Origin of the sequence: Azospirillum sp. BE72, assembly GCF_031455875.1 — a bacterium.
In the GTDB taxonomy this organism is placed as follows: Bacteria; Pseudomonadota; Alphaproteobacteria; order Azospirillales; family Azospirillaceae; genus Azospirillum.
On sequence record NZ_JAVDTO010000008.1, the window covers coordinates 116,834 to 137,101 of the forward strand.

At 64.4% G+C, this 20,268-nt stretch carries 14 protein-coding genes; 4 read left to right on the top strand and 10 right to left on the bottom strand.

What is annotated here, in order from left to right:
- Window positions 1-30: 30 nt before the first annotated feature.
- The 6 genes from J2Y49_RS19915 to J2Y49_RS19940 form a co-directional block, all read right to left on the bottom strand.
- Window positions 31-1,170, bottom strand: coding sequence for an LLM class flavin-dependent oxidoreductase (locus J2Y49_RS19915; RefSeq protein WP_310116647.1), 1,140 nt, complete (start codon window positions 1,168-1,170; stop codon window positions 31-33).
- A gap of 113 nt (window positions 1,171-1,283) precedes the next feature.
- The gene (locus tag J2Y49_RS19920) at window positions 1,284-2,072 is read right to left on the bottom strand and encodes a creatininase family protein (RefSeq protein ID WP_310116648.1); all 789 of its coding nucleotides are present in this window, start codon (window positions 2,070-2,072) and stop codon (window positions 1,284-1,286) included.
- Entirely contained in the window at window positions 2,065-2,829 is a 765-nt protein-coding gene (locus tag J2Y49_RS19925; protein WP_310116649.1) for an enoyl-CoA hydratase/isomerase family protein, read from the bottom strand. The genes J2Y49_RS19920 and J2Y49_RS19925 overlap by 8 nt, the downstream gene beginning before the upstream one ends.
- Window positions 2,830-3,007: 178 nt before the next feature.
- A complete protein-coding gene (locus J2Y49_RS19930) occupies window positions 3,008-3,892 on the bottom strand; it encodes an HlyD family secretion protein (RefSeq protein ID WP_310116650.1) in 885 nt (294 codons plus the stop codon).
- Complete coding sequence (locus J2Y49_RS19935) at window positions 3,889-4,104, bottom strand: DUF1656 domain-containing protein (protein ID WP_310116651.1); 216 nt, start codon at window positions 4,102-4,104, stop codon at window positions 3,889-3,891. The genes J2Y49_RS19930 and J2Y49_RS19935 overlap by 4 nt, the downstream gene beginning before the upstream one ends.
- Complete coding sequence (locus J2Y49_RS19940; RefSeq protein ID WP_310116652.1) at window positions 4,101-6,281, bottom strand: FUSC family protein; 2,181 nt, start codon at window positions 6,279-6,281, stop codon at window positions 4,101-4,103. The genes J2Y49_RS19935 and J2Y49_RS19940 overlap by 4 nt, the downstream gene beginning before the upstream one ends.
- Window positions 6,282-6,374: 93 nt before the next feature.
- Between J2Y49_RS19940 and J2Y49_RS19945 the strand changes: the two genes are divergently transcribed.
- Window positions 6,375-7,229 carry a helix-turn-helix transcriptional regulator gene (locus tag J2Y49_RS19945; RefSeq protein ID WP_310116765.1) on the top strand — a complete coding sequence of 285 codons (855 nt, stop codon included), beginning with the start codon at window positions 6,375-6,377 and terminating at the stop codon, window positions 7,227-7,229.
- Here the strand turns inward: J2Y49_RS19945 and J2Y49_RS19950 are convergent.
- Complete coding sequence (locus tag J2Y49_RS19950; RefSeq protein ID WP_310116653.1) at window positions 7,179-8,111, bottom strand: IS5 family transposase; 933 nt, start codon at window positions 8,109-8,111, stop codon at window positions 7,179-7,181. The two genes, J2Y49_RS19945 and J2Y49_RS19950, sit on opposite strands and share 51 nt — an antisense overlap.
- Before the next feature lie 181 nt (window positions 8,112-8,292).
- Window positions 8,293-13,401, bottom strand: a complete 5,109-nt coding sequence (locus J2Y49_RS19955; RefSeq protein WP_310116654.1) for an autotransporter domain-containing protein — start codon at window positions 13,399-13,401, stop codon at window positions 8,293-8,295.
- A 548-nt stretch (window positions 13,402-13,949) separates the two neighbouring features.
- On the opposite strand from J2Y49_RS19955, the gene J2Y49_RS19960 reads away from it, so the two are divergent.
- From J2Y49_RS19960 to J2Y49_RS19970, 3 genes are read left to right on the top strand one after another with little or no spacing between them, the layout of a single operon-like run.
- Window positions 13,950-14,456 carry an invasion associated locus B family protein gene (locus J2Y49_RS19960; RefSeq protein ID WP_310116655.1) on the top strand — a complete coding sequence of 169 codons (507 nt, stop codon included), beginning with the start codon at window positions 13,950-13,952 and terminating at the stop codon, window positions 14,454-14,456.
- Between the two features lie 8 nt (window positions 14,457-14,464).
- A complete protein-coding gene (locus tag J2Y49_RS19965) occupies window positions 14,465-15,361 on the top strand; it encodes a tetratricopeptide repeat protein (RefSeq protein WP_310116657.1) in 897 nt (298 codons plus the stop codon).
- 5 nt (window positions 15,362-15,366) lie between these two features.
- Entirely contained in the window at window positions 15,367-16,506 is a 1,140-nt protein-coding gene (locus J2Y49_RS19970; protein ID WP_310116658.1) for a tetratricopeptide repeat protein, read from the top strand.
- Between the two features lie 67 nt (window positions 16,507-16,573).
- Here J2Y49_RS19970 and J2Y49_RS19975 read toward each other — a convergent pair whose 3' ends face one another.
- Both J2Y49_RS19975 and J2Y49_RS19980 read right to left on the bottom strand, forming a co-directional pair.
- The gene (locus tag J2Y49_RS19975; protein WP_310116660.1) at window positions 16,574-17,947 is read right to left on the bottom strand and encodes a tetratricopeptide repeat protein; all 1,374 of its coding nucleotides are present in this window, start codon (window positions 17,945-17,947) and stop codon (window positions 16,574-16,576) included.
- 99 nt (window positions 17,948-18,046) lie between these two features.
- Window positions 18,047-19,852, bottom strand: a complete 1,806-nt coding sequence (locus J2Y49_RS19980; protein ID WP_310116661.1) for a sulfotransferase — start codon at window positions 19,850-19,852, stop codon at window positions 18,047-18,049.
- Window positions 19,853-20,268: the final 416 nt, after the last annotated feature.

A 20,268-nucleotide genomic window follows, 5' to 3' on the forward strand; every position in this document is an offset into this window, starting at 1 on the left:
GGGACTCTCTTCAGATCGGTCGACAGGGGATCAGGCCGAAGCGTTCACCGTCCGCATCCTGCGGATCTGGTCGAGGATCTCGTCGGTCGGACGCACCACATTGTTGCGGTCGTTGAAATGCGGGATGACGTAGCGTCCGACCAGTTCGATGGCCTTCATGATCTCGGCATGCGAAACAGAGTCGATGTGGAATAGGATTTCTTCGGCGCCGGTTTCGATGAAGCGTTCCAACTGGCGGATGACCGTATCCGGGCTGCCGCAAACCAGGCTGGCGGAGTCGTTCAGGAGATAATCCCAGTCGGTGGCCGCGCGCTGGAGCGCTTCCAGCCCCTCCCCCATGTAGGCGTAGTCGTCGGCGATCTTCGCCAGCCGCGGATAGGCATCGGTCGAGATGCGGGCGTACCGCATCAGCGGCTCGGCATAGATGTCCTTCGCCGCCTGATCCGTTTCGGCGATCCCGAGGAACACCGGCATGCCGAGACGCGGACGGTCTAGCGGGCCGTTCGGATCCCGCTGCCAGTTCGACCGGTAGGCTTCGACCATCTTCGCCTGGGCGTCCCAGCCCTGATAGAGCGTGTGGCTGAGGACGGCGAGCCCCTGGCGGGCCGCCCAGACGTGGCTGCGCTCGCTGGTCGCCGCGATGCCCATCAGCGGATAGGGCTTCTGGACCGGCTTCGGCACCAGCATGCGCGGCGGAACCTGATAATGCTTGCCCTCGAAGGTGAAGATGTCCTTGCCGAAGGCTTCGCGGATCAGCGCGATCCCCTCCTCCATCTGTTCGAGGGTTTCCGCGGGCTCCACATTGAAGGCGCGCATGGCGATGGTGGTGTTCGCGCGGCCGCAATACAGCTCCATGCGGCCGTTGGACAGGATGTCGGTGACGGCGGCACGTTCCGCCGTGCGGAGGGCGTGGTTGATCTTCTTGGGCATCAGGGAAACCGCCGGCCTCAGCCGGATGCGGGACGTGACCGCCGCGAGATAGCCATACACGACCTCGGGAGCCGAGCTGGAGATCCCGCCCAAGGCGACATGCTGCTCGGACAGGCTGACGATGTCGAAACCCATCTTTTCGGCAAACACCGCCTCTTCGACAAGCTCATGAAGCCGGCGCGAATAGCTTTGTCCGACCAGAGTTTCCTGCTCGGACCAGAAGCCGAACTTGACTGCCATTTGGTTGCCCCCTCGGGTTTGTTTTGGATGCCTCTTCGGTGATTGGAAGCTTGTCACGAAGCCGGCGGCAGAACCTGCTGAAGATCGGCCTCGCCGACTGTGCGCTCGGAACATTATTTTGTGGAGGAATGACCGGCTGGGTCGTCCTGGGAAAAGCGTTCGACGAGCAGCGAGGCGATGCGCTCGATGCAGTGCCTGCCGATGGTCGCCGAGGAACCGGCGGGGTCGCCGAGAATGCCGTTGGCGCTGACCGCCGCAAGCCCGTCGCGCCACATCAGTTCCAGGTCGCCCTGCGAAAGAAGCCCCAATCTGCCGGCCTCATAGCGCTCGGCGCGCACCCGCTCCGGGTGGATGTCGAGCATCAGCGAGGTTTCGGCGATGTCGGCATGGCCGCCGACCCTGACCGGCTCGCCGCCCGCCTCCTCCACCGCATCGCGCCAGCATTCCAGCCACGCCTTCGCATCGGTGAAGGCGGAGACGCGGCAGGGGGCGGGCACGGCCGACCGCAATCGTGGCAGCATCCTGGCCAATGGCGGAGAATTGCCGACATGGGCGGAGAAGATCAGAATGCGCTCGAAGCCGTGCCTCGCCAGACTGGTGCAGTAGTCCTGGCAGATCATTTCGAATGTGTTCTCCTGAAGCGAGATCGTGCCGGGAAATGCCAGATGGTGGGACGAACAGCCGACCCTGACGGTCGGCGCCACCAGCGCCCCTCCCACGCCCTTCGCCACCAGGATGCCGAGATGGTCCGCATGGTCGGCATCGACGCTGAGGGTCAGGTGCGGTCCATGCTGCTCCACCGCCCCGCAGGGGATGACGATGGTCCGGGTGCCGCCCGCAGTGGCGAGGGCGACCTCGGACGAGGTCATGAACTCAAGCCGGAGATGATCGCCGTCAGCCATGCTGCTGCCTCGTCTTGCGTTGGAGGAATCGGTCACGTGCCGCGGCCGTCTCTCCGCGGTTCAGGTACTCCTGCATGTCGCCGAGCGTGCGGGCCTCCAGCTCCTCGTCGGTCATCCGCGGCGCATCGCCGAAGGTCCGTTTGATCGCCGAGAACAGATGCATGTCCTTGAGACGAAGCGTCTCCGCAATGGCACGGGTCCGGTCCTGCAAGTCGCTGAAACCGACGACTTCATCGACGAGGCCCATCGCCTGCGCCTCCTGCGCCGATACGAGTTCCCCGGAATAAAGCAGGCGCTCGGCAGCCCGGCGCCCGAGGCGGTTCATCGCCTGCCGCATACCCTTCGCGGCAGGAAGCAGGCCATGATTGATTTCGGGAAAGCCGAATTTGGCGCTGTCGCTCGCCACGACATGATCCGCAAACAGCACCAGTTCCAGCGCCCCGCCCACCGCATAGCCGTTGACCGCGCACAGCAGCGGGCAGCGGTAGTTTTCGAGCGCGACAAGCAGCCGATGGAAGGCGCGCATCCTTGGAACCGCGGCATCCGCATTGATGGTGATTTCGCGAATATCGCCACCGGCACTGAAAAAGCGCTCGCCGGCACCGGTCAGTATCACGGCCGGCGCGTCGGCCTCCGACCCGAACCGGGCGAGGTCGCCTGCCAGCGCCTGGATCAGGTCGAATGAGAACGCGTTGGCGGGCGGCCTGTCCATGGTCAGCCGGACCAGCGTCGTGGATAAGCGATCCATCCGCAGCATGTTGCATCCTTTCAGGTCGCATCCTTTCAGGTCGCACGGGGGCTCCGTGCCGGCCGAGGTTAGCGCGGGCTCCCCGAGGGGTTCTTCCGAAGACTTCCCGCAAGCACGTCCATGAAAGGATGTTCTGGCGTGACCTGAGTGTTTGACGGCCGAAGATGCCGCGCGCTCCCGCCGCCGGCTACAGCGCGTCGGCGGCGGTTGCGGACTCGATGGCGACGGTCGCCGTCATGCCCGCCGCCAGTTCGACGCCGGGCGGCACCCGGTCGATGTGGATGCGGACCGGTATGCGCTGGGCGAGACGGACCCAGCTGAAGGTTGGCTCGACATTCGGCAGGCCGCGATGGCCGGGCGTTCCGTTGCTGTCCTCGATGCCCCGGCCAATGCTTTCGACATGGCCGGAAATCGGTTCATCGAAGCCCATCAGCATGATCTGCGCCGGGTTGCCGACACGGATGCACCGCAGCTTCGTTTCTTCGAAATAGCTGGTGATCGAGAAGCTGGTCGCGTCGAGGATGGCGATCTTCGTCACGCCGGCCGTGGCATAGTCGCCGGGGCGCAGTCGCAGATTGGTGACATACCCGTCGATGGGCGCCCGGATCGTCGTGCGTGCGAGATTGAGCTTGGCAAGATCGAGCGCCGCCACCGCACCTTCATAGGTCGCTGCCGCCTGCGCGGCGGCGGCGGCCGTCTGCTGCAGATCCTCCTGCGAAATGACCTCGCGGAGCTGGCTTCGCCGCCGCGCCGCCGCCTGGCGGACAAGCATGTCCTGGCGCCTGGCTTCGGCCTCGGCCTGCGCGGACGCCACCGCGAGCGAAAACCGCTTGCCGTCGATCTCATAGAGGATGTCGCCACGATGCACATACTGATTGTCGACGACGGAGACGGCGCCCACGGTCCCGGACACTTCCGGCGCGATCTGGACCACTTCCGCGCTCACCCGGGCATCTCGAGTCCACGGTGTCTGCTCGTGGCGGGTCCACACCTGCAGCGCCACGAGCGCGGCGACCGAGCCGAAGCAGAGAGTCAGGGCGTAGCGCCCGAGCAGGGACAGCACAGGTTTCATTGGAATGTTCCGCTGGATGGCAGAGCCTGCAGGAGCAGACCGTAGAGGAGGGCGAAAGTGGCGAGTTCGACGAGCGGTCGGCTGGCGGTCAGCCGGAAGAGTCCCGCGGCCGCAAAGAAACGGACCACTGCGATGGTGCCGACGAGGGCAGCCAGGGCGAGCACCAGCAAACCGGGGAGAAAGACGCCCCCGATGTCGAGATCGAGGATCATCGGTCGTTCTCCCGATACACCGCGCCGCCCGGACCGAGGGCGAACCGGAGGTCGATGAGCAGGTCGAGCAACAGAATGCGGTCTGCAATCGGGCTGTCGGCAATCCGCACCATCAGCGCTTCGATGCGCCGGTGCAGAGCGATGGCATCGGAAGGCTCCGCCCGGTATCCGGGGCCGAAGCGCAGGGCGATCGCGGTGAGAAGCTCGAACCCGTCGTAGCCGATCTTGCTGTCATCGTTGGCACCGTCATTGCCGTCGACATGCCGAATTGCCTGATAAAACCGACTGGCGGCGTGACCTACACGAAGATGGTGAAGGGTGTCGTCAAGCACATCCGGGTAGGATTTCCCGGACAGTCGAAGCCTCGGCAGCAACAACGCCGTCCGGTCGATCATAAGGCTTGTCCAGAGCGCTTCGTCGGAACCGCCCCCCAGGGCCCGCCGCCCGACATCCTGCCGGTTCAGTCGAATCATCCGGCCGATTGCCGCATCGACCGGGATGGTCTGGAACAGGCCCATGCTCACGACCGCGAATCCCGTCGCCGCGAACAGCGCGATGATGCTGTTGAGCGACCCGGCGAAGTCGCCGGAATAGGTGGCGCCCAGCCCCGACAGGATCGGGATCGTCAGGGTGATGCCGAGCGCCATGTATGTCGTCGGAGGCCGCGCTTGCAGGGAGCCGGCGAACAGGAAAGCCGGGGCAAGCACCGCGACGAGGCCGGTAAAATCCGTCACGCGGGGCAGAATGACGAAGCTGTAGACCAAGCTGATCGCCACCCCGGCGACCGAACCGACCATGTATTTGACGACATTCGGCGCCGGCGTGTCGACATTGCCGAACAGGGCGCAGCAGACGCCCAGGATCGACACCGCCATTCCGCCCTCCGGCCAGGCCGACCAGATCCAGAACGCGCAGCCGATCACGATGCCGGCGACCGCGCCCAGCGCGGACCGGGCTGCCATCCAGGGGTCGCGGTGATAGACATAGCCTGTCGCACGCCTTGAACGGAGGGGCGATGCGGCGTCCGGCGGCCGGGCGGCGGCTGTGGCGGTCCGTGTGCCGGTCCATGCGCCCCTCCGTACAATGATCCGTTCAAGCCGGTCACACTCGTGAAGCAGGCAGATCATCTCGGCGAGGTGTCCGGCGAGGTTGGCCGCGAGCCCGTCGCCGGCCGTCATGGCCTCCGCGGCCATGCGTGCCCGCACCGTCTTCGCGCGGTCGATCAGCCGGATCGCAACAGCGTCCCGATCAGCCGCATGGGCGGCAGCGACCCAATGCCCCACTCCATCCAGCAGCGCCGTCAGTTCGTCATGCAGGCGGTGGTCTCCGGTGCGAAGGGCATGGATGCGGTCCCCAACCTCCGTCGCGAGCGGAAGCAGTCGCGCAAGCCGGTCATGGATCAGTTGCAACGTCTCGCGGCTCGGCGTCACCGGGACCGGATCGTAGGGCAGGTGACCGGCCAGCCCTTGCAGGGCGAGAAGATCCCCCGCGAGCCGGTCGCGGTCGCGGCGGATCGCCTGCCCGGAGCTTCCGCGGAGCGCGTCGCCCGCCAGCCGGCGGGCATCCCGCAACGTTTCCGACAGCCTGGCGGTGAACTGGTCGGTCATGCGCTTCGGCAGGACGAAGCGATGGACCAGGACGGCGCAGAGGATGCCGATGGAGATCTCCTGGACCCGCACCGACGCCGTATCGAAGATGGCGGCGGGATTGAACACGCCGGGGAAGCCGATCAGGCTGGCGGTGTAGCCGGACAGAACGAAGGCATAGGCCCGCGCGGTGCGGTCCAGCAGCGAGAGGTAGAGGCACAGGCCGATCCAACTGGCGAGAACCACGCTGCAGACAATCGGATCGTTGACGAAGCAGGGGATGATCGCCACGGTCGCCACGGCACCGACAATCGTCCCCACGAACCGATAGACGCCACGGCTGAGCGACGCGCCGGCCGAATTCTGCGAAACGATGTAGACGGTGACGATAGCCCAAGAGGGTTTCGGCACTCCTGCTCGCAGAGCGATGTAGTAGGCCAGCATCGCCGCGGCGAAGCTCTTTGCCGAGAAGAGCAGCGCATCCGCATCCGCTCGCAATACCGGCATCCGGGATTGCAGTGACCATGCGCGCCCGATAGCCGCGATGCCGGTGATGGCGAAGAGCCGGTTCGAAGGTTGTTCGTTTCTCATGCCCAAGAGTATCGGCGCGTTGCGCAGCCGAATAAATTAGGTATCCTGTCAAAAAATCCCTTAATCATGCCAAAGTCGATCATGCCGAAACCTATGTCCGCGTCACGGTCGGCCGTTTCCGTCTTCGACCCCGATCTGGCGGATCGACCTGCGGTCGCACGTCGGCTCGACTTCGCGGAATACGGGGCGGAAGTGCCGGTGCATGTGCATCGCAAGGGACAGCTGATTCTGGCGCTGCATGGCGCCGTCACCTGCACCGCTGACGACGAGATCTGGATCGTGCCGCCCGACTGCGGAGTCTGGATTCCGGGCGGCATGCCGCACAGCGTCAGGACGACGGCGAATGCCCGGCTCAGCTACCTGTTCGTGGAGCCGGGAGCCGCAAATCTGCCCGATGTCTGCTGTACCTTGTCGATTTCTCCGCTGGTGCGGGAACTGGTCAACCGGCTGACCAGCGAGGTTTCGGACTATCCACTGGACAGCCATGCTGCCCGGCTTGCACGGGTGACGCTGGACGAGTTGGCCGGGATGCCGCGTGAACACTTCAACCTGCCCGTCTCCAACGATCCGAAGATCCGGGCGATCGCCGACGCTCTGACAATTGAACCGTCCGACCGGAGCACATTGGGGGAATGGGCGAAGCGCGTCGCGATGAGCGAGAGGTCGCTGGCTCGTTTGATGATCCGGGAGACAGGCCTGACGTTCGGACGCTGGCGACAGCAGTTGCACCTTGTCGTAGCACTTCGCGAATTGGCCAGCGGGGCGGCAGTGCAGACCGTGGCGGATTCGCTGGGCTATGAGTCGGTCAGTGCTTTCATCACGATGTTCAAGAAAGCTCTGGGAAGTACACCGGCGCAGTATTTCACCCAACGCAGGGTGAAGCTGTCACAATCCCGACTAATGACGAGCGCGAAAGATATGGGGCCGGAATTCACAACCGATAACTGAGAGCTTGTTCGTAGCATTTACGCGCTGACTGCCTGGGGAATGAGCCGCTTCAGACGGATGGACAGGATGGGAGATGAAGGCGATCTGGACGAAGGCAACGAAATGGTCCTTTGTCCGCTCGACGATGGTGTTCAATCGGCGGTAGCGACTGATCCAGATGAAGGACCGCTCCACCACCCAGGCGATTTCGGTGGGGATGAACATCCCGTCGCGGCCGCGGGCGATCGGCTGGACGGTGATGCCGAGCGTCTCCCCGGCGTTGGCGAGGCGCTCGCCGCGATAACCGAGATCGCCGATAGCCGGTCCCTGGAAACCGCACCCGGCGATCTCCCGCAGCACCGGCACGATGCCTTTGGTGTCGTGCACGTTGGCTGGCGCAGCATCGATTGCCAGCGGAATGCGGTACTTCTCCACCGCGAGATGGATCTTGATGCCGCGGATCCTCTTGCCGCCGTCTACGCCGCGGGCAAAACAGCTCCAAGCAGACGGGCAGGTGCGGCTGTCGATCACGGTGGCACTTGGTTCCGCCATATCGCCGCAGGCCAGCCGCCACGTGCGGCGCAGCCGGTCTAGCAGACGCCGCCACAGCCCAAGCCGGGTCCAGCGGGCGAAGAGGGCGTACAGCGTGCCGAAGGGCATACCGGAGAGCTGGCCGATGGCGCGCCATTGCATGCCACAAAAGCACACGCACCAGATCGCCATGATCGCCTTGCGCAACGCTGCTCCGGTAAACGCCGGCTTCGGCCCGGAACGGGTTGGGCGACTGCCATCGGCCGCCATCGCTGTCAGCTCGCTCAGCACCTCCTCGACGAAGGCCTCGACATCCGAGAACGCGTCCCAGGACGCTGGCGTGGTGCTTGCGGGACGAACGGCATTGCCCATAGAGTGCGTATCCAAGCGGTGAGAGCGAGGGCCGCGCCCCGTCGCAACACTCCTACTCAGCTTAAAGTAGCATCCCGATCAGCAATCCCAGGGATCCGCCTGCCACGAACAAGCTCTCATTCCCCAGGAAGTCAGCGCGTAAATGCTACGAACAAGCCCTTAACGTGACAATGCCATTCAATCACCAGGACCAGCGCAGTCCGGCCGACAGGCCGTGATTGCTCTCGCGGCGGCGAATTTCGCCGAGATAGCCGACCTGCAAGGAGAGCCGCTGCGTCATCGTCACTGTGAGCCCGGCGCCCACCAGAGCGGCGTCACGACCCCCTTGGCTGGACTGCACAGTGAAGCGCGCGCCGTTAAGGGCGGCGGTCGCCGACGTATCCACGTCGCGCCAGTCATGCTCCCAGCCCACAAGCCCGGTCGGCTCGACCACGGTCTCACCCAAGCTCAGCCGCGTACCGGCCCGCAGCCCGACCGAGCTGCGCAACAGGTTCCGTGTCGCCGTCTCCTCCGTCAGGCTCAGCAGCGGCGTGCCGCTTTCGGTGAAGCCGTCGCGCTCCAGCCGATCCCAACGCAGCCCGACGCGCGGCTCGACCCAGGTCTCGCCGTTCTGCGCCAGTCGGGTGCCAGTCGACAGCTCCGCCGAGAGTGCATTGCCGTTCGCCTCGCCCGAAGCCAACCCGGAGACATTGCCGAACGTCACCGACCGCGACGTCTCGGTGCGGCTATAACCGTAGCCCAACGCCGCATCGACGAAGATCGCACCCGGTGTCCAGCTTCCGTAGGCGGTTGCCTGATAGCTGTCCACCGTGCCCTTGCCCAGCCCGCCTTCCGCCTTGACCCGTGTGCGCAGGAAGCCCAGCGCCACGCCCGCTTTGAGCGTCGGATCGAACGCATAGTCGGAACCAACCATGAAGCCGCCGGTGAAGCGGTCTACCGTCCCGCCGTTGCCATCGTCCCCGCTACGACCCCGGCCGACCAGCGGCTGGCCCCACAGGCTGGCCCCGCCGGGTGTAGCCTTCACGCTGCCGTTGGGCCCTTCCGCCAAGCCAGAGCCAGACCGCGCCTTGCCATCGAACAGAAACTCCACCACGCCTGCCACCGGTCCCGGCGTGTTGAGCGTTCCACGCCCCGCCGCCTGACGGGCCTCCACGGCGTGACCGAACAGACGGCGGTTCGCTCGATCGGCCGCCAGCATGTCGGCATGTATGACGCCGGACAGCTGGTTGAGCGCCGGGCCGATCCGGCTGCCCGACAGGGTGTGGAGATTGTCGAACACCGTTTGCGTCGTCAAATCCGGCGCCTGCCCGCCTGCTACCGGACGGAAACTCTCCAGAGCGGCTCCGACAGCCTGCTGGTTGGCGCTCTGACTGAGACCCGCCGCACCGAGGTTGGCGTAGCTGGTGGGGGTCGCCACCAACGCGACGGCATTGGAGCCATAGAGCAGGTCCAACCGCGTACCGGCCGCCAGTCCGCCGCTCGGTTGATCGAGGGCGGCGAAGCGGCCGGAGACGCCGCCGTCGGCGGTGACCACGGTGAAGCTATCGCCCAGCGCCGGGGTGAAGCTGTTGGTCGCCGAGCCGGCGATGCCGCGCAGGATGGGCGTCAATCGTCCTCCGGCGGTGAAGGAGGCGCCGCGGACGATCACCTGATCGTGGTTGCCGGCGCCCGCCCCGGTGCCGGTACCGTCGATCTCGACCTGATAGATGGAACTTGCGGTGAGCCTGAGAGGGGCGATGAAGACCAGTGTACCTGGCGAATTGCCCGGCGCCAGAATACCGGAGACGGAAGTAGGGCCACCCACGAGGCCGCTGCCGCTGAGCGTCCCTCCGCTGGCAACGGTCACGGCGCCGGTGATCTCACCGTTCACCTTAGCCGAGCCGCCGCCTTCCACGCTCACCGACGAAGCGACCGTGCCGCCGCTGTTGATGGCGACGGTGCCAATTCCAACGGTGACCGGAGCGGAGACGCTACCGCCGTCGCTGACCGTCACCATGCCGCTGCTGACCGTGATCGGGGCGGCCACATTGCCGCCGCTGTTGACAGTGACCGTGCCCCCGCCGACGGAGACTGGAGCCGCGACGGTGCCGCCGCCGGCGACGGTCAATCCGCCCGACTTGACGTTCAGGCCGCCGCTGTTGGAGACCGTGTTGGAGACGATGAGCGAGCCGGAACCGTTCACCGTGAGTTGCCCCGCCCCGGTGATCGAGCCGGACAGGGTGACGGTCGATCCGTTGGGATCGATGACGCCGTTGGACGCCTCGACATTGACCGTCTGGCTCAGGGTCAGTGGTGCCACCGGCTTCAGTGTGCCGCCGTCGAAGGTGACGGTGGTGGCCCTGACCGCGCCGTCCTCGTTGGTGAAGGTCGGCTGGGAGCCGTCGATCACACCTGGGGTGACAGTGGGCGTTGTCGGGGTGGTCGGGGTGGTGACGACCGGCGGCGGCGTCGGCACGACCGGCGGTATAGGCGTGGTCACCACAGGAGGGGTGACAACTGGTGTCGTCGGCGTCGTCGATGTCACGGTGGCGACCAGCACCGTGTCATTGGCGGTGACCGTATAGCCGTTCAGGTCCACGGTGCCGACATATGCCGTGCCGGCCGCCGCCGTCCAAACCGCCGATCCGGTCGTCGCCACCGAAAAGGTCGTCCCGGTGAAGTTGGGTGCGGTGCTGCCGGCGTTGCCACGGATCAGGGCGACCGTCGCGCCGTTGGCGATGGTGACGCCGCTGAGCGTCGGCGTGACCGTGACCGTGCCGGCGCCTGGCGTGTAATTGGCCGTGTTGGCGGTGTTGACGATGTAGCCGCTGCCACCGCTGCCGATGGTGACGGTGATGCTGCCCATGCCGGTGATGTTGCCGCCCGCCGTCAGCACCGAACTGCCGAGAGCGATGGTGCCGCTGTTGACGATGGCGCCGGTGGTCAGGGCGCCGGTGCTGGCCAAGGTGGCCCCTACGGCGATGGTGGCGGCGCCGATGGTGCCGGCCAATGCCAGGGTTCCACCGCCGACGTTGACGGCGCCGCTGAGGTTTGTGACGCCCGACAGGGTTGCCACGCCGCTGCCGGCCTTCACCAGACCGCCGGTGCCGGTGATCGAACCCGACAGGGTCGTATCGGTGGCATCCCCGAAGGTCAGAGCGTTGGCGCCAAGCAAGACGTTGCCAGCGCCGGACAGCGCGCCGACCGTGATATTGGTGTTGAGCTGGAACGCCGCGCCGGAACCGATCGACATGGCCCCTGAGCTGGTGAGAGCCGAAGCGCTGCCGGCCACCAGCGTCCCGCCGGTGATCGTGGTTCCGCCGGTGTAACTGCCGGTCCCCGACAGGGTCAGCGTGCCGGTTCCCGCCTTTATCAGCCCGCCGGTGCCGGTGATCGAACCGCTGACAGTGGAGTTGGTGCCGGCGCTTGTCGTCAGTGTGTAGGCGTTCAATCCGATGATGCCGGCCCCCGACAGGGCGCCCACCGTCTCGTTCGCGCCGAGTTGGAGTGTGCCACTGGCACCGACGTCCAGCGTCCCGCTGTCGGCCAGTGCCGCTCCGCCGTTCAGGGTCAAGGTGCCGCTGTTGATGCTGGAGCCGCCGGTGAAGCTGTTGGTTCCAGACAGCACCAGAGTGCCGGCGCCGGTCTTGTAAAGTCCGCCGGAGCCGGTCAGGCTCGACGCGATGCTGGCGGTGACGCCAGTGCCGGCGGTGATCGTCGACTGCGACGCCGTCAAGCCGATGGTTCCGCCGGTCAACAGGTATCCGGTGGTCCCGAAGGTCATCCCGGCCGCCGAGACTGAGCCGGAAACGGTCACCGTCCCGGCGGTGCCCTGGAAGATCGGCGTGATTGTGGAACCGGTCAAGGTACCATTGGCAGAGCCGTCGGCTTTGGTCCAGTTGGTCCCGGCGCTGCTCCACGTCCCGTTGCCGCCATCCACCGTGTTGTTGGACGCGTTGCCCCCGGTGTCGCCATCCCAATAGAGGCGGCTTGGGTCCGTCAGCGTCACCACCAGGCTGTTCGTGGCGCTGACGACGGTGGCCGTGGCGATATCCAGGCCGGAGGACGGCGCGGTGACGGTGACGCCGCTGTAGTCGGTCGAGGTCGGACCGCTGACGATCGTGTAGGCACCGGCCGCCAGCGTTCCCGACGGCGCCGCCGTCATCACGATGGACGTGCCGCTGGTCAGCATCACGTTGCCCGACACGTTCAATTGGCCGTAGGTGGCGGTGGAGACGACGCCGATCTGCAGCGTCGCACCGGCCGGTTGGCTGTAGGCGCCGGAGAGAGTGGTGCCGCGTTGGACGTAGAGAATGCCCGTGTTGGTGATCGTACCCACACCGCTGGCGGAAGTGACGTTGCCGTTGAGGGCCGTGTTGCCGCTGAACGTGACGTTTCCAGCCGCGGTGATCGTGCTTGCCGAACCAACCGTGGTTCCCGTCAGCGTGCCGAAGCTGGTCCCGGTGCCGCCTGCGATAGACAGGCCTCCGGTCCGGAGATCGGTGATATTGCCGAGGATCGTCCCGGTGTTGGTGAAGGTGTCTATCCTGCCGCTGCTGGAGATCGAGAGCGCGTTTCCGCTGGAGGATGTGCCCTGGATCGTGCCGCTGTTGGTCAGGGTGGCGATCGTTCCGTTGAGCTTGATACCGGTCGCCGCTTTCATCAGACCGGCATTGTCGAGGAGTGTGAGCGAGGTCAGCGAGCCGAAGACCTGAAGCGCGGCTGCCGAACCCTGTGACCCCGTGAGCGTGCCGGTGTTGACCAGGGCGGCGGCGCTCGTGGTTCCGCTCATAGAGACCGGCCCGTTCGATCCGGTGGCGATGATCAGGCCGGAGTTCGTGATGGTGCCGATCGTCGCGTTATCGAGGTTGAGGCCGGTAGCGCCCGTAAGTGTTCCGGAGTTGGTGATGGTGCCGATCCGCGAATTCGATGACGCTTGCAGAACGTTGCTGGCGCCAGAGATGTAGCCGGTGTTGTAGATGCCGGCGATCGAGGCGCCGACCCCCGGCGAAAGAGCATTCGAGTTCACCGATACGATGCTGCCATCGTTCCAGACGGAACCGATGGTGGTGCTGCCGGGAATCGAGATGCCGGCCCCCGATGTCGGTGCGATCTTTCCGGTGGATGTGATCGACAGGCTGTTGCCGGACGTGATCGTCTGAATCGACGTGACGGTCGTGTCCGTGATGGTGTTGGTCGTCTGCGCCTGACCCGGCGACGAGCTCATGACGCCGGCCAGAGCGATCATCGACGCCCCCGCAAGGAGGGTCACACGCAGGGCTGCATACTTGCGGGCGGAAACGGTCGGCATCGTCGTCCTATCCTGATCGTTTACTCAGCCTTTGATTGAAGATATCGGATAGACGACCGACATCTCGGAACGAATACCCAATTCGGAGTCAGGTTTTTACCGACTAGGCAATGCCCATAAGAAAAATGGGTCAAATTCACGCTCAGATAAATGGGATTTTGGTCGTTAACGCTTTATAAGCAAATAAAGAATTTCTGATTTAATTTCAGCGATAATAGCACAGCAGCCTCAGCGTCAATGCAACATAATGTAACATCACAAATTTTTGGATATTCTGTGCGATTTATCAACTTACTGATTATATTAGAAATAAAGATTTTGACATATTCCGCCAATTAGGTGCACCGTGAAAGAAAAGCGATTGCACAGCGACTATATGCAGGAGCTATTCCGGTTGCCGGCTCTTATCCACCAGGGATTGTGCCGTGGGCGGAGTTCGATGGCCGCGGGCCAGGCCACGCGCACGATGCCATCCGTATGACGGTCCGTCGCCGGCGCACCGTCAACGCCACGGGAGCCGGGAAGGCACATCAATGAATGAAGGTGTCATGAAAGTCTGGACGGCCGCCCTGGTCAGCCTCGCCCTCGCCACCGGGTCCGCTCCGGTCTTTGCCGCCGATCCGCCGGCCAAGACCGACAGCGCCCCGCCGCCATTCTGGAGCAAGCGTTGCGTCACGGAGAGCGACGCTCGCGAAAACTGCTTCATCGAACAATATGCCGTCGCGATGCCGACAAACACCGTGCTGCTGAACATCCTGGTCGGCTTCCTTGCACCGGAAGGGAAACCGCGCCTGATCATGACGGCGCCGCTCGGCGTCCTGCTGGCACCGGGTCTGGTGATGAGCATCGATTCCGGAAAACCCGTCACACTGCCGTTCGAAAGCTGTCAGGCCGGCGGCTGCCGCATGGTCGCCGATCTCGACCAGTCCAGCCTCGACCAGTTCCGGCGCGGCGATAAGATGACGGTGCGTTTCGTCACCGGCGACCGCAAGGCCATCGACATTCCTGTCCCATTGAAAGGCTTCGACGCGGCCCTGAAGCAACTCAAGAAATAGGCCGTTCCATGCCTCGCTCCCAGCCTCCGGGAAAGCCCGGGCGTTCCCGTTCCTCGAAGAAATCCGAGCCGCAGGGTATCCCCGTCGAAACGGGTATCGAACTCGCCTATCGCCATTGGGAGGCGGGGCAGCTGCAGGAGGCGGAGATGCTCTGCCGGCAGGTGCTGGCGGTTTGGCCCGGTCAGGTCGACGTGCATCATCTGCTTGGCCTGATGGCGCATGCGCTCGGCCGGCACGACATGGCAATCGATCATCTGCGGCAGGCCTGCGCCCAACCGACGGCCCCCGCCGCCTATTTCAGCAACCTCGGGGAGCTGTGCCGCCGTGCCAGCCGCCTGGAGGAGGCGGAGCGCGCCGCTAGGCAGGCAGCGGCACGGGATTGGACAGCCTCCGGCATCTGGAGCAATCTTGGCATCATCCTCCAAGAAGCCGGAAAACTGGAGGACAGCCTGCGCTGCCTGAAGCGCGTGCTGGTGCTGGCTCCTGATTCTCCGGAAGGCCACAACAACCTTGCAAATACCCTGATCCTTTTGAATCGGCGGGAGGAGGCCGCTGTCCGCTATGGAACGGCCTTGAACCTCAATCCGTTCTATGCCGACGCATGCAGCAATTTGGGCAAACTGATGGGTGAGCTTGGCCATCCCGACGATGGCATAGACCTGCTGAGGCGGGCCATCGAAATCGATCCGCGCATGGTCGATGCGTATTTCAACTGTGCCGACCTGGAAGGCGGGCGCGGGCGCTGGGCGGAGGCGCTGGACTGGCTGGAAGCCCTGCGCGATTTCGCCCCCGACCATCCCGGTCTTGCACGCGCGTTCACCCTCATCCGGCTGCGGCAGGCTGGAAAGGAAACAGAGCAGGTCACGGCGGCATCCGGCAATCCCATGGAGAACGGGCCGGGATGACCGCGATGCAGTCGCTGGAGAAGGAAGGGCGCACCCTGCTGGCGGCCGGAAAACCGGAAGAGGCGGAACAACGTGCCCGGCAGGCTCTCGCCGGCGGCAGCGGAACGGTGGGCAGCTGGCATCTGCTGGCGGTCGCCCTGCGCACCCAGGGCCGTATCGATGAATGTCGGCAGGTTTACGAACTGCTGATCGACAAGCTTCCCGGCAACCTGAACCTCCGCTTCGAACTGGCGGAAATACTGCTGCTGATGGGGGAGTTCGAGCGAGGCTGGCGCGAATACCATCACCGTTACGGCATGCCGCACACCGCCCAACTCGAACGCCGGGTACAGCGCCCACGTTGGGACGGGCGGCCGATTCCCGGCAAGACCCTGCTGATCCACGATGAGCAGGGCTATGGCGACACCTTCCAGTTCCTGCGCATGGTGGCTTGGGCGAAGCAGCGCAGCCAAGCCCGTGTCGTCCTGCAGATCAACATGGATCAGATCGGCTTCGCCCGACGCTCGTCCTGTGCTGACGACCTCGTCCCACGCGGCCAGTTGCCCCCACCCTTCGACGTGCATTGCGAGATGATGAGCCTGCCAATGGCCATGGGGCTCAAGCTCTCCGATCTGCCCGGCAAAGTTCCGTATCTGAACGCGGATCCGGTGCGGGTGAAGCGTTGGCGCCGGCGGCTGGCCGGGTTGCCGAAGCCGCTGGTCGGCTTGGTCTGGGCCGGACGCCCCACCCATCTGAACGACGCTAACCGATCGCTAACGCTGGACCGACTGGCACCGCTGGCGATGACGGACTGCACCTTCCTGGCACTGCAAAAAGGGCCGGCCGAAGTGCAGGCGCTGACGCCCCCTTCCGGCATGCGGATTGAACACCTATCAAATGAAATCGGAGATTTCGAGGATACCGCCGCCATCCTGGCGGTCGCCGATTTGCTGATTTCGGTCGACAGCGCACCGGTGCATCTGGCCGGCGCTTTGGGCCGCCCGGCCTGGGTGATGCTGCCCTTCGTTCCCGACTGGCGCTGGCTTCTGAATCGCGACGATACGCCCTGGTACCCGAGCTTGCGCCTGTTCCGCCAGCCAGCCCGCAACGACTGGGCCAGCGTCTGCGAGCATCTGAAGGAAGAGCTTCAAAACTGGAAGGTCTGAAAGCGTATTCGCAGGAATTGCATAGCTGTCGGCAGGCTTGGAGAGAGCGGATGCTTGCGCGATCCATTCATTCCCGTGACAAAACTCCACAGACTTCCTGCACCGGCTCCTCCCAAAGGCCGGGATAGATTTGCCGGTGGAGCGTAACCGTCGGATACCAAGGGGTGTCGCTGCGTTCCAACTGCCAACGCCAGTCGGGGGCAAAGGGCAGCAGGACCGAAGTCGGCAGCCCCATCGCCCCACCCAGATGGGCGACGGCGGTATCGACGCTGACCAGCCGCTCCAGACCATGCAGGATTGCCATGGTGTCGTCGAAGTCTTCGATCTCCGGCCCCAGGTTGACCAATGGGGTTTTGCCGAAATACCGGCCGATCTCAGCCTGCGCGGGGCCGAGCTGGAGAGAGACCAAAGCCACAGTCTTCAAGTCGAACAATGCTGCCAACTGCCGCAGACGCATGGAACGGTGGTGGTCGTTGCCGTGGGTGGAACGCCCGGACCACACCAATCCAACCCGTCGCAGCCCCTTGGGCACAAGTTCGTCCAGACGGGTCCTCCACCTCGCCGCAAGTTCCTGATCGGCATGGATGTAGGGGATTTGGGCGGGAATGGTCATCAAGTTAGTGCCGAACAGCCGCGGCAGCCCAGACAAAGGACACCAGGCGTCGAAATGCGGCACTGCGTCCCACAGGCTGCGCGCGTTGAGACCGCCAGGCTGTTGCCGGAGGATGGGCAGCATCTCCGCGCTGCAAGCGACGATCGCGTTCGGACAAAGCTTGGCTGCCATCGGCACATAACGGGCGAACTGGATGACATCGCCAAAGCCCTGATCGGCAACCAAGAGAAGAGTGCCTTCCATCGGCTGGCCGTCCCATTGCCGACGATCGGCAAGGCCGCGCCCGGTCAGCCATTCCACCGGTATCGGCGGCGGGGCGTGCGGAAGGCGGTAACGCCATTCGTATTCCTGCCAACCCTCGTCGAGGCGTCCCGCAATCAGCAGGTTTTCCGCCAGTTCGAAATGCGGTTCCGGCGCGTCCGGAGCCAGCCGGACCGCGCGCCGTTCGCACGCGATGGCCTCTTCAATGTCCTGCCGGTCATGCAACGCGATCCCGAGGTTGTAATGAAAATCGGGGTTCCCGGGTTCGAGTGCGACGGCATGACGGCCATGGGCCACCGCCTCGTCCAGCCGCGAGCGCAGGCGCCGCAATTCGCACAAGCCGTGGTGGGCAAGCGCGTGATCCGAAGACAGGCGGATCGTCCAATAAAACCGTTGGGCGGCACAATCCGGATCCCCACGCTCGTGGGCAAGCACGCCTGCCTGATACAGCGCCTGACGGTCGGTCGGGTCGAGCATCAGCGCCCGCAACAGCGTGCGATCGGTCCCAGCGGGGTTCCCGGTTGCTGGCGGGGCGAGGACAGGGTGGGTGTAGGGAAAATTGCCCATCTCGACCTCAAAAGGCGGTACGGGGAACGGTCAAAACCGTCCTGTTCCTCGTGGTGCCATCGGGAGCCGCTGCAACGACGCTCGATCGGTATTGGGCGGTCAAAGACTGTATCCTAAATCCTGGATGGTGCTCTCCAAAATTGGAACGACCGGCTCCAGGTGGCGCATGTAGTGGCGGTGGCGGTAGAGGGAGCGGCTGTAGAGCTTTTCGGTGACCTGCGCGTAGCTCGCGGTACGGGCATGACGCCGGTTCTCGTCGAAACGCAAGCAGCGCCGGTCGAAGCGCAATCCGACGAAGCCCAGCAAGCGGCGAACGTTCGGTTCAAACTCCTGGACGAGATCCTCGTAGCGCAGCGGCAGGTAACGCAACGGCATTTCCCGGCGGTAATGCGCGACCAAGCCGAACATGCGCGCGCAATGGCGGGCCGCCGTTTCCAGATCTCCGGCGCAGTTGAAGCCGTGGGTCAGGTTGTGCGACATCATCGACAGAACGATGTCCAGCGGATGACGCAGGACATGCACCACGGGTACTGCCGGAAGCATCAGGGCGATCAGCCCCAGGTGAAGCTCGTTGAACGGCATCTTGTCGGTGAACAGCCTGGTGCCGGCGCCAAGCGGCACGAGCTTGCGGGCGCGGCGCAGATACTCGTCGCGCAGCCGGTCCAGCCCATCGCGCTGGTCACCCATCCACAGTTCCGACAGGGCGTCCGGATAGGCCAACGGGCTGCCGAGCATTTGCGGCAGGATGGGGATCAGCTGGGACAGCGCCGGCAACTCGTCGCCGGCGGCGACCGACGGGTGGGCCGAGAGGATCTGTTCGACCAGCGTGGTGCCCGATCGCGGGGCGCCGACGATGAAGACCGGCTGGGGACCGGCCGGCGGCGTCTCCGGCCGTGGCAGCAGCCGCAGGCGGGGGGCGATGAAGAAGCCGGTCAGGCGTTCGATCATATGCGACGCCTCCTGCTCCGCATAGAAATACCCGTCCCGTCGGACCAGTGCCTTGCCCGCGGTCATGGCGGCGAAAGCCTCATCATGGCGGCCCAGCCGATCAAGCACGCGCGCCTTCTCCAGCCAACCCGCGGCATCGAGGTCGGTCGGCGTTCCGGCTGCACCTTCAAGCACGGCCAGGGCGGCTTCGGGATTTCCTCGCCGCGCCAACAGTGCCGCTTCGAAGGCTCCCACCGCATGGGTGGGATCGAGCCGCTTGGTACGTTCGAGGAAGCGCGACGCGCCGTCCAGGTCACGCCCGGCCTCCTCGGTCTGCGCCCATCCCAGCCACGTCAGGAGAATGGCCGGATCGAGCGCCGTCGATTGCCGATAGAGCGCCCGGGCCTCTTCGATGCGGCCCTGCAGTTTCAGGTTCCAGGCGAGGTTCGCCAGGGTAACGGCGTCCGGCCCCGCGAGCGCAAGCGCCTGACGATAGTGGAATTCGCCGGCATGGGGTTGATGCCCCTCCGTCAGGGCCATCGCCATCAGCGCTTGGGAGGTTGGGTCGGTGGGGGCCAGCCGAATGGCGTTGCGCGCCTGGGTTTCCGCCTCCGGCAGTTGCACGGTGCACAGCAGCAGCCGAACCAGATCCTGCGTGGCCGCCAAATCGTCGGGCGTCAGGCGCTGGATACGCCGGAGCACGGCGATGGCGGCTTCGATCGGACCGGAGGCCTGCAACAGGCAGGCGAAAATGGTCAGTGCGTCGACATGGGCAGGGATCTGTTCGAGAATTTCCAAGCAGAGCCGGCGGGCGGTGTCTGCATCGCCACGGTCGAAGGCATCCGCCGCGTGTTCCGTTTCCGCTTCGGCCCAGTACAAGACCGAATTCGACGTCGGTTCGACCGCCGTCTGGTGGCAGCAACGGGAGGCGCGCAGTCCACTTCCGCAGTCGCAACGGTCGTCAGGAATCGGCGGCATCGCTGTGCGTTCCGGCGCTGTTGGGTAAGTCCGATTGTCGATTTGATAAAGACGGGGCCTTCCCGACGCAAGCGGGTGCATCCTTGCCGTTGGCTCCGCCATTGATCGCTGCCGGCTTTGGGTCTGGGATAATTTCTGTCGAAATGTGACAGCTATGCCGGGGCTCCAAAAAGGCAATCACTTTGGACAAAATCGATCTGTATTAAAAATCGGCCAACTTGAACAAATACAAAAACAAAATTCTGCAGCATAAGAATACATGAAAGAGAGGCTTTTACAGATCATCGTGGTTTAATCTTAAGTTAAATATCATAGTCTATGTGTTGTTTACGAATATTTTTAACAACTTTCAATAAATCACAAAGCCATCCCAGATATTTATTTAGAAGATATATCAGTATTATTATAATGGATAT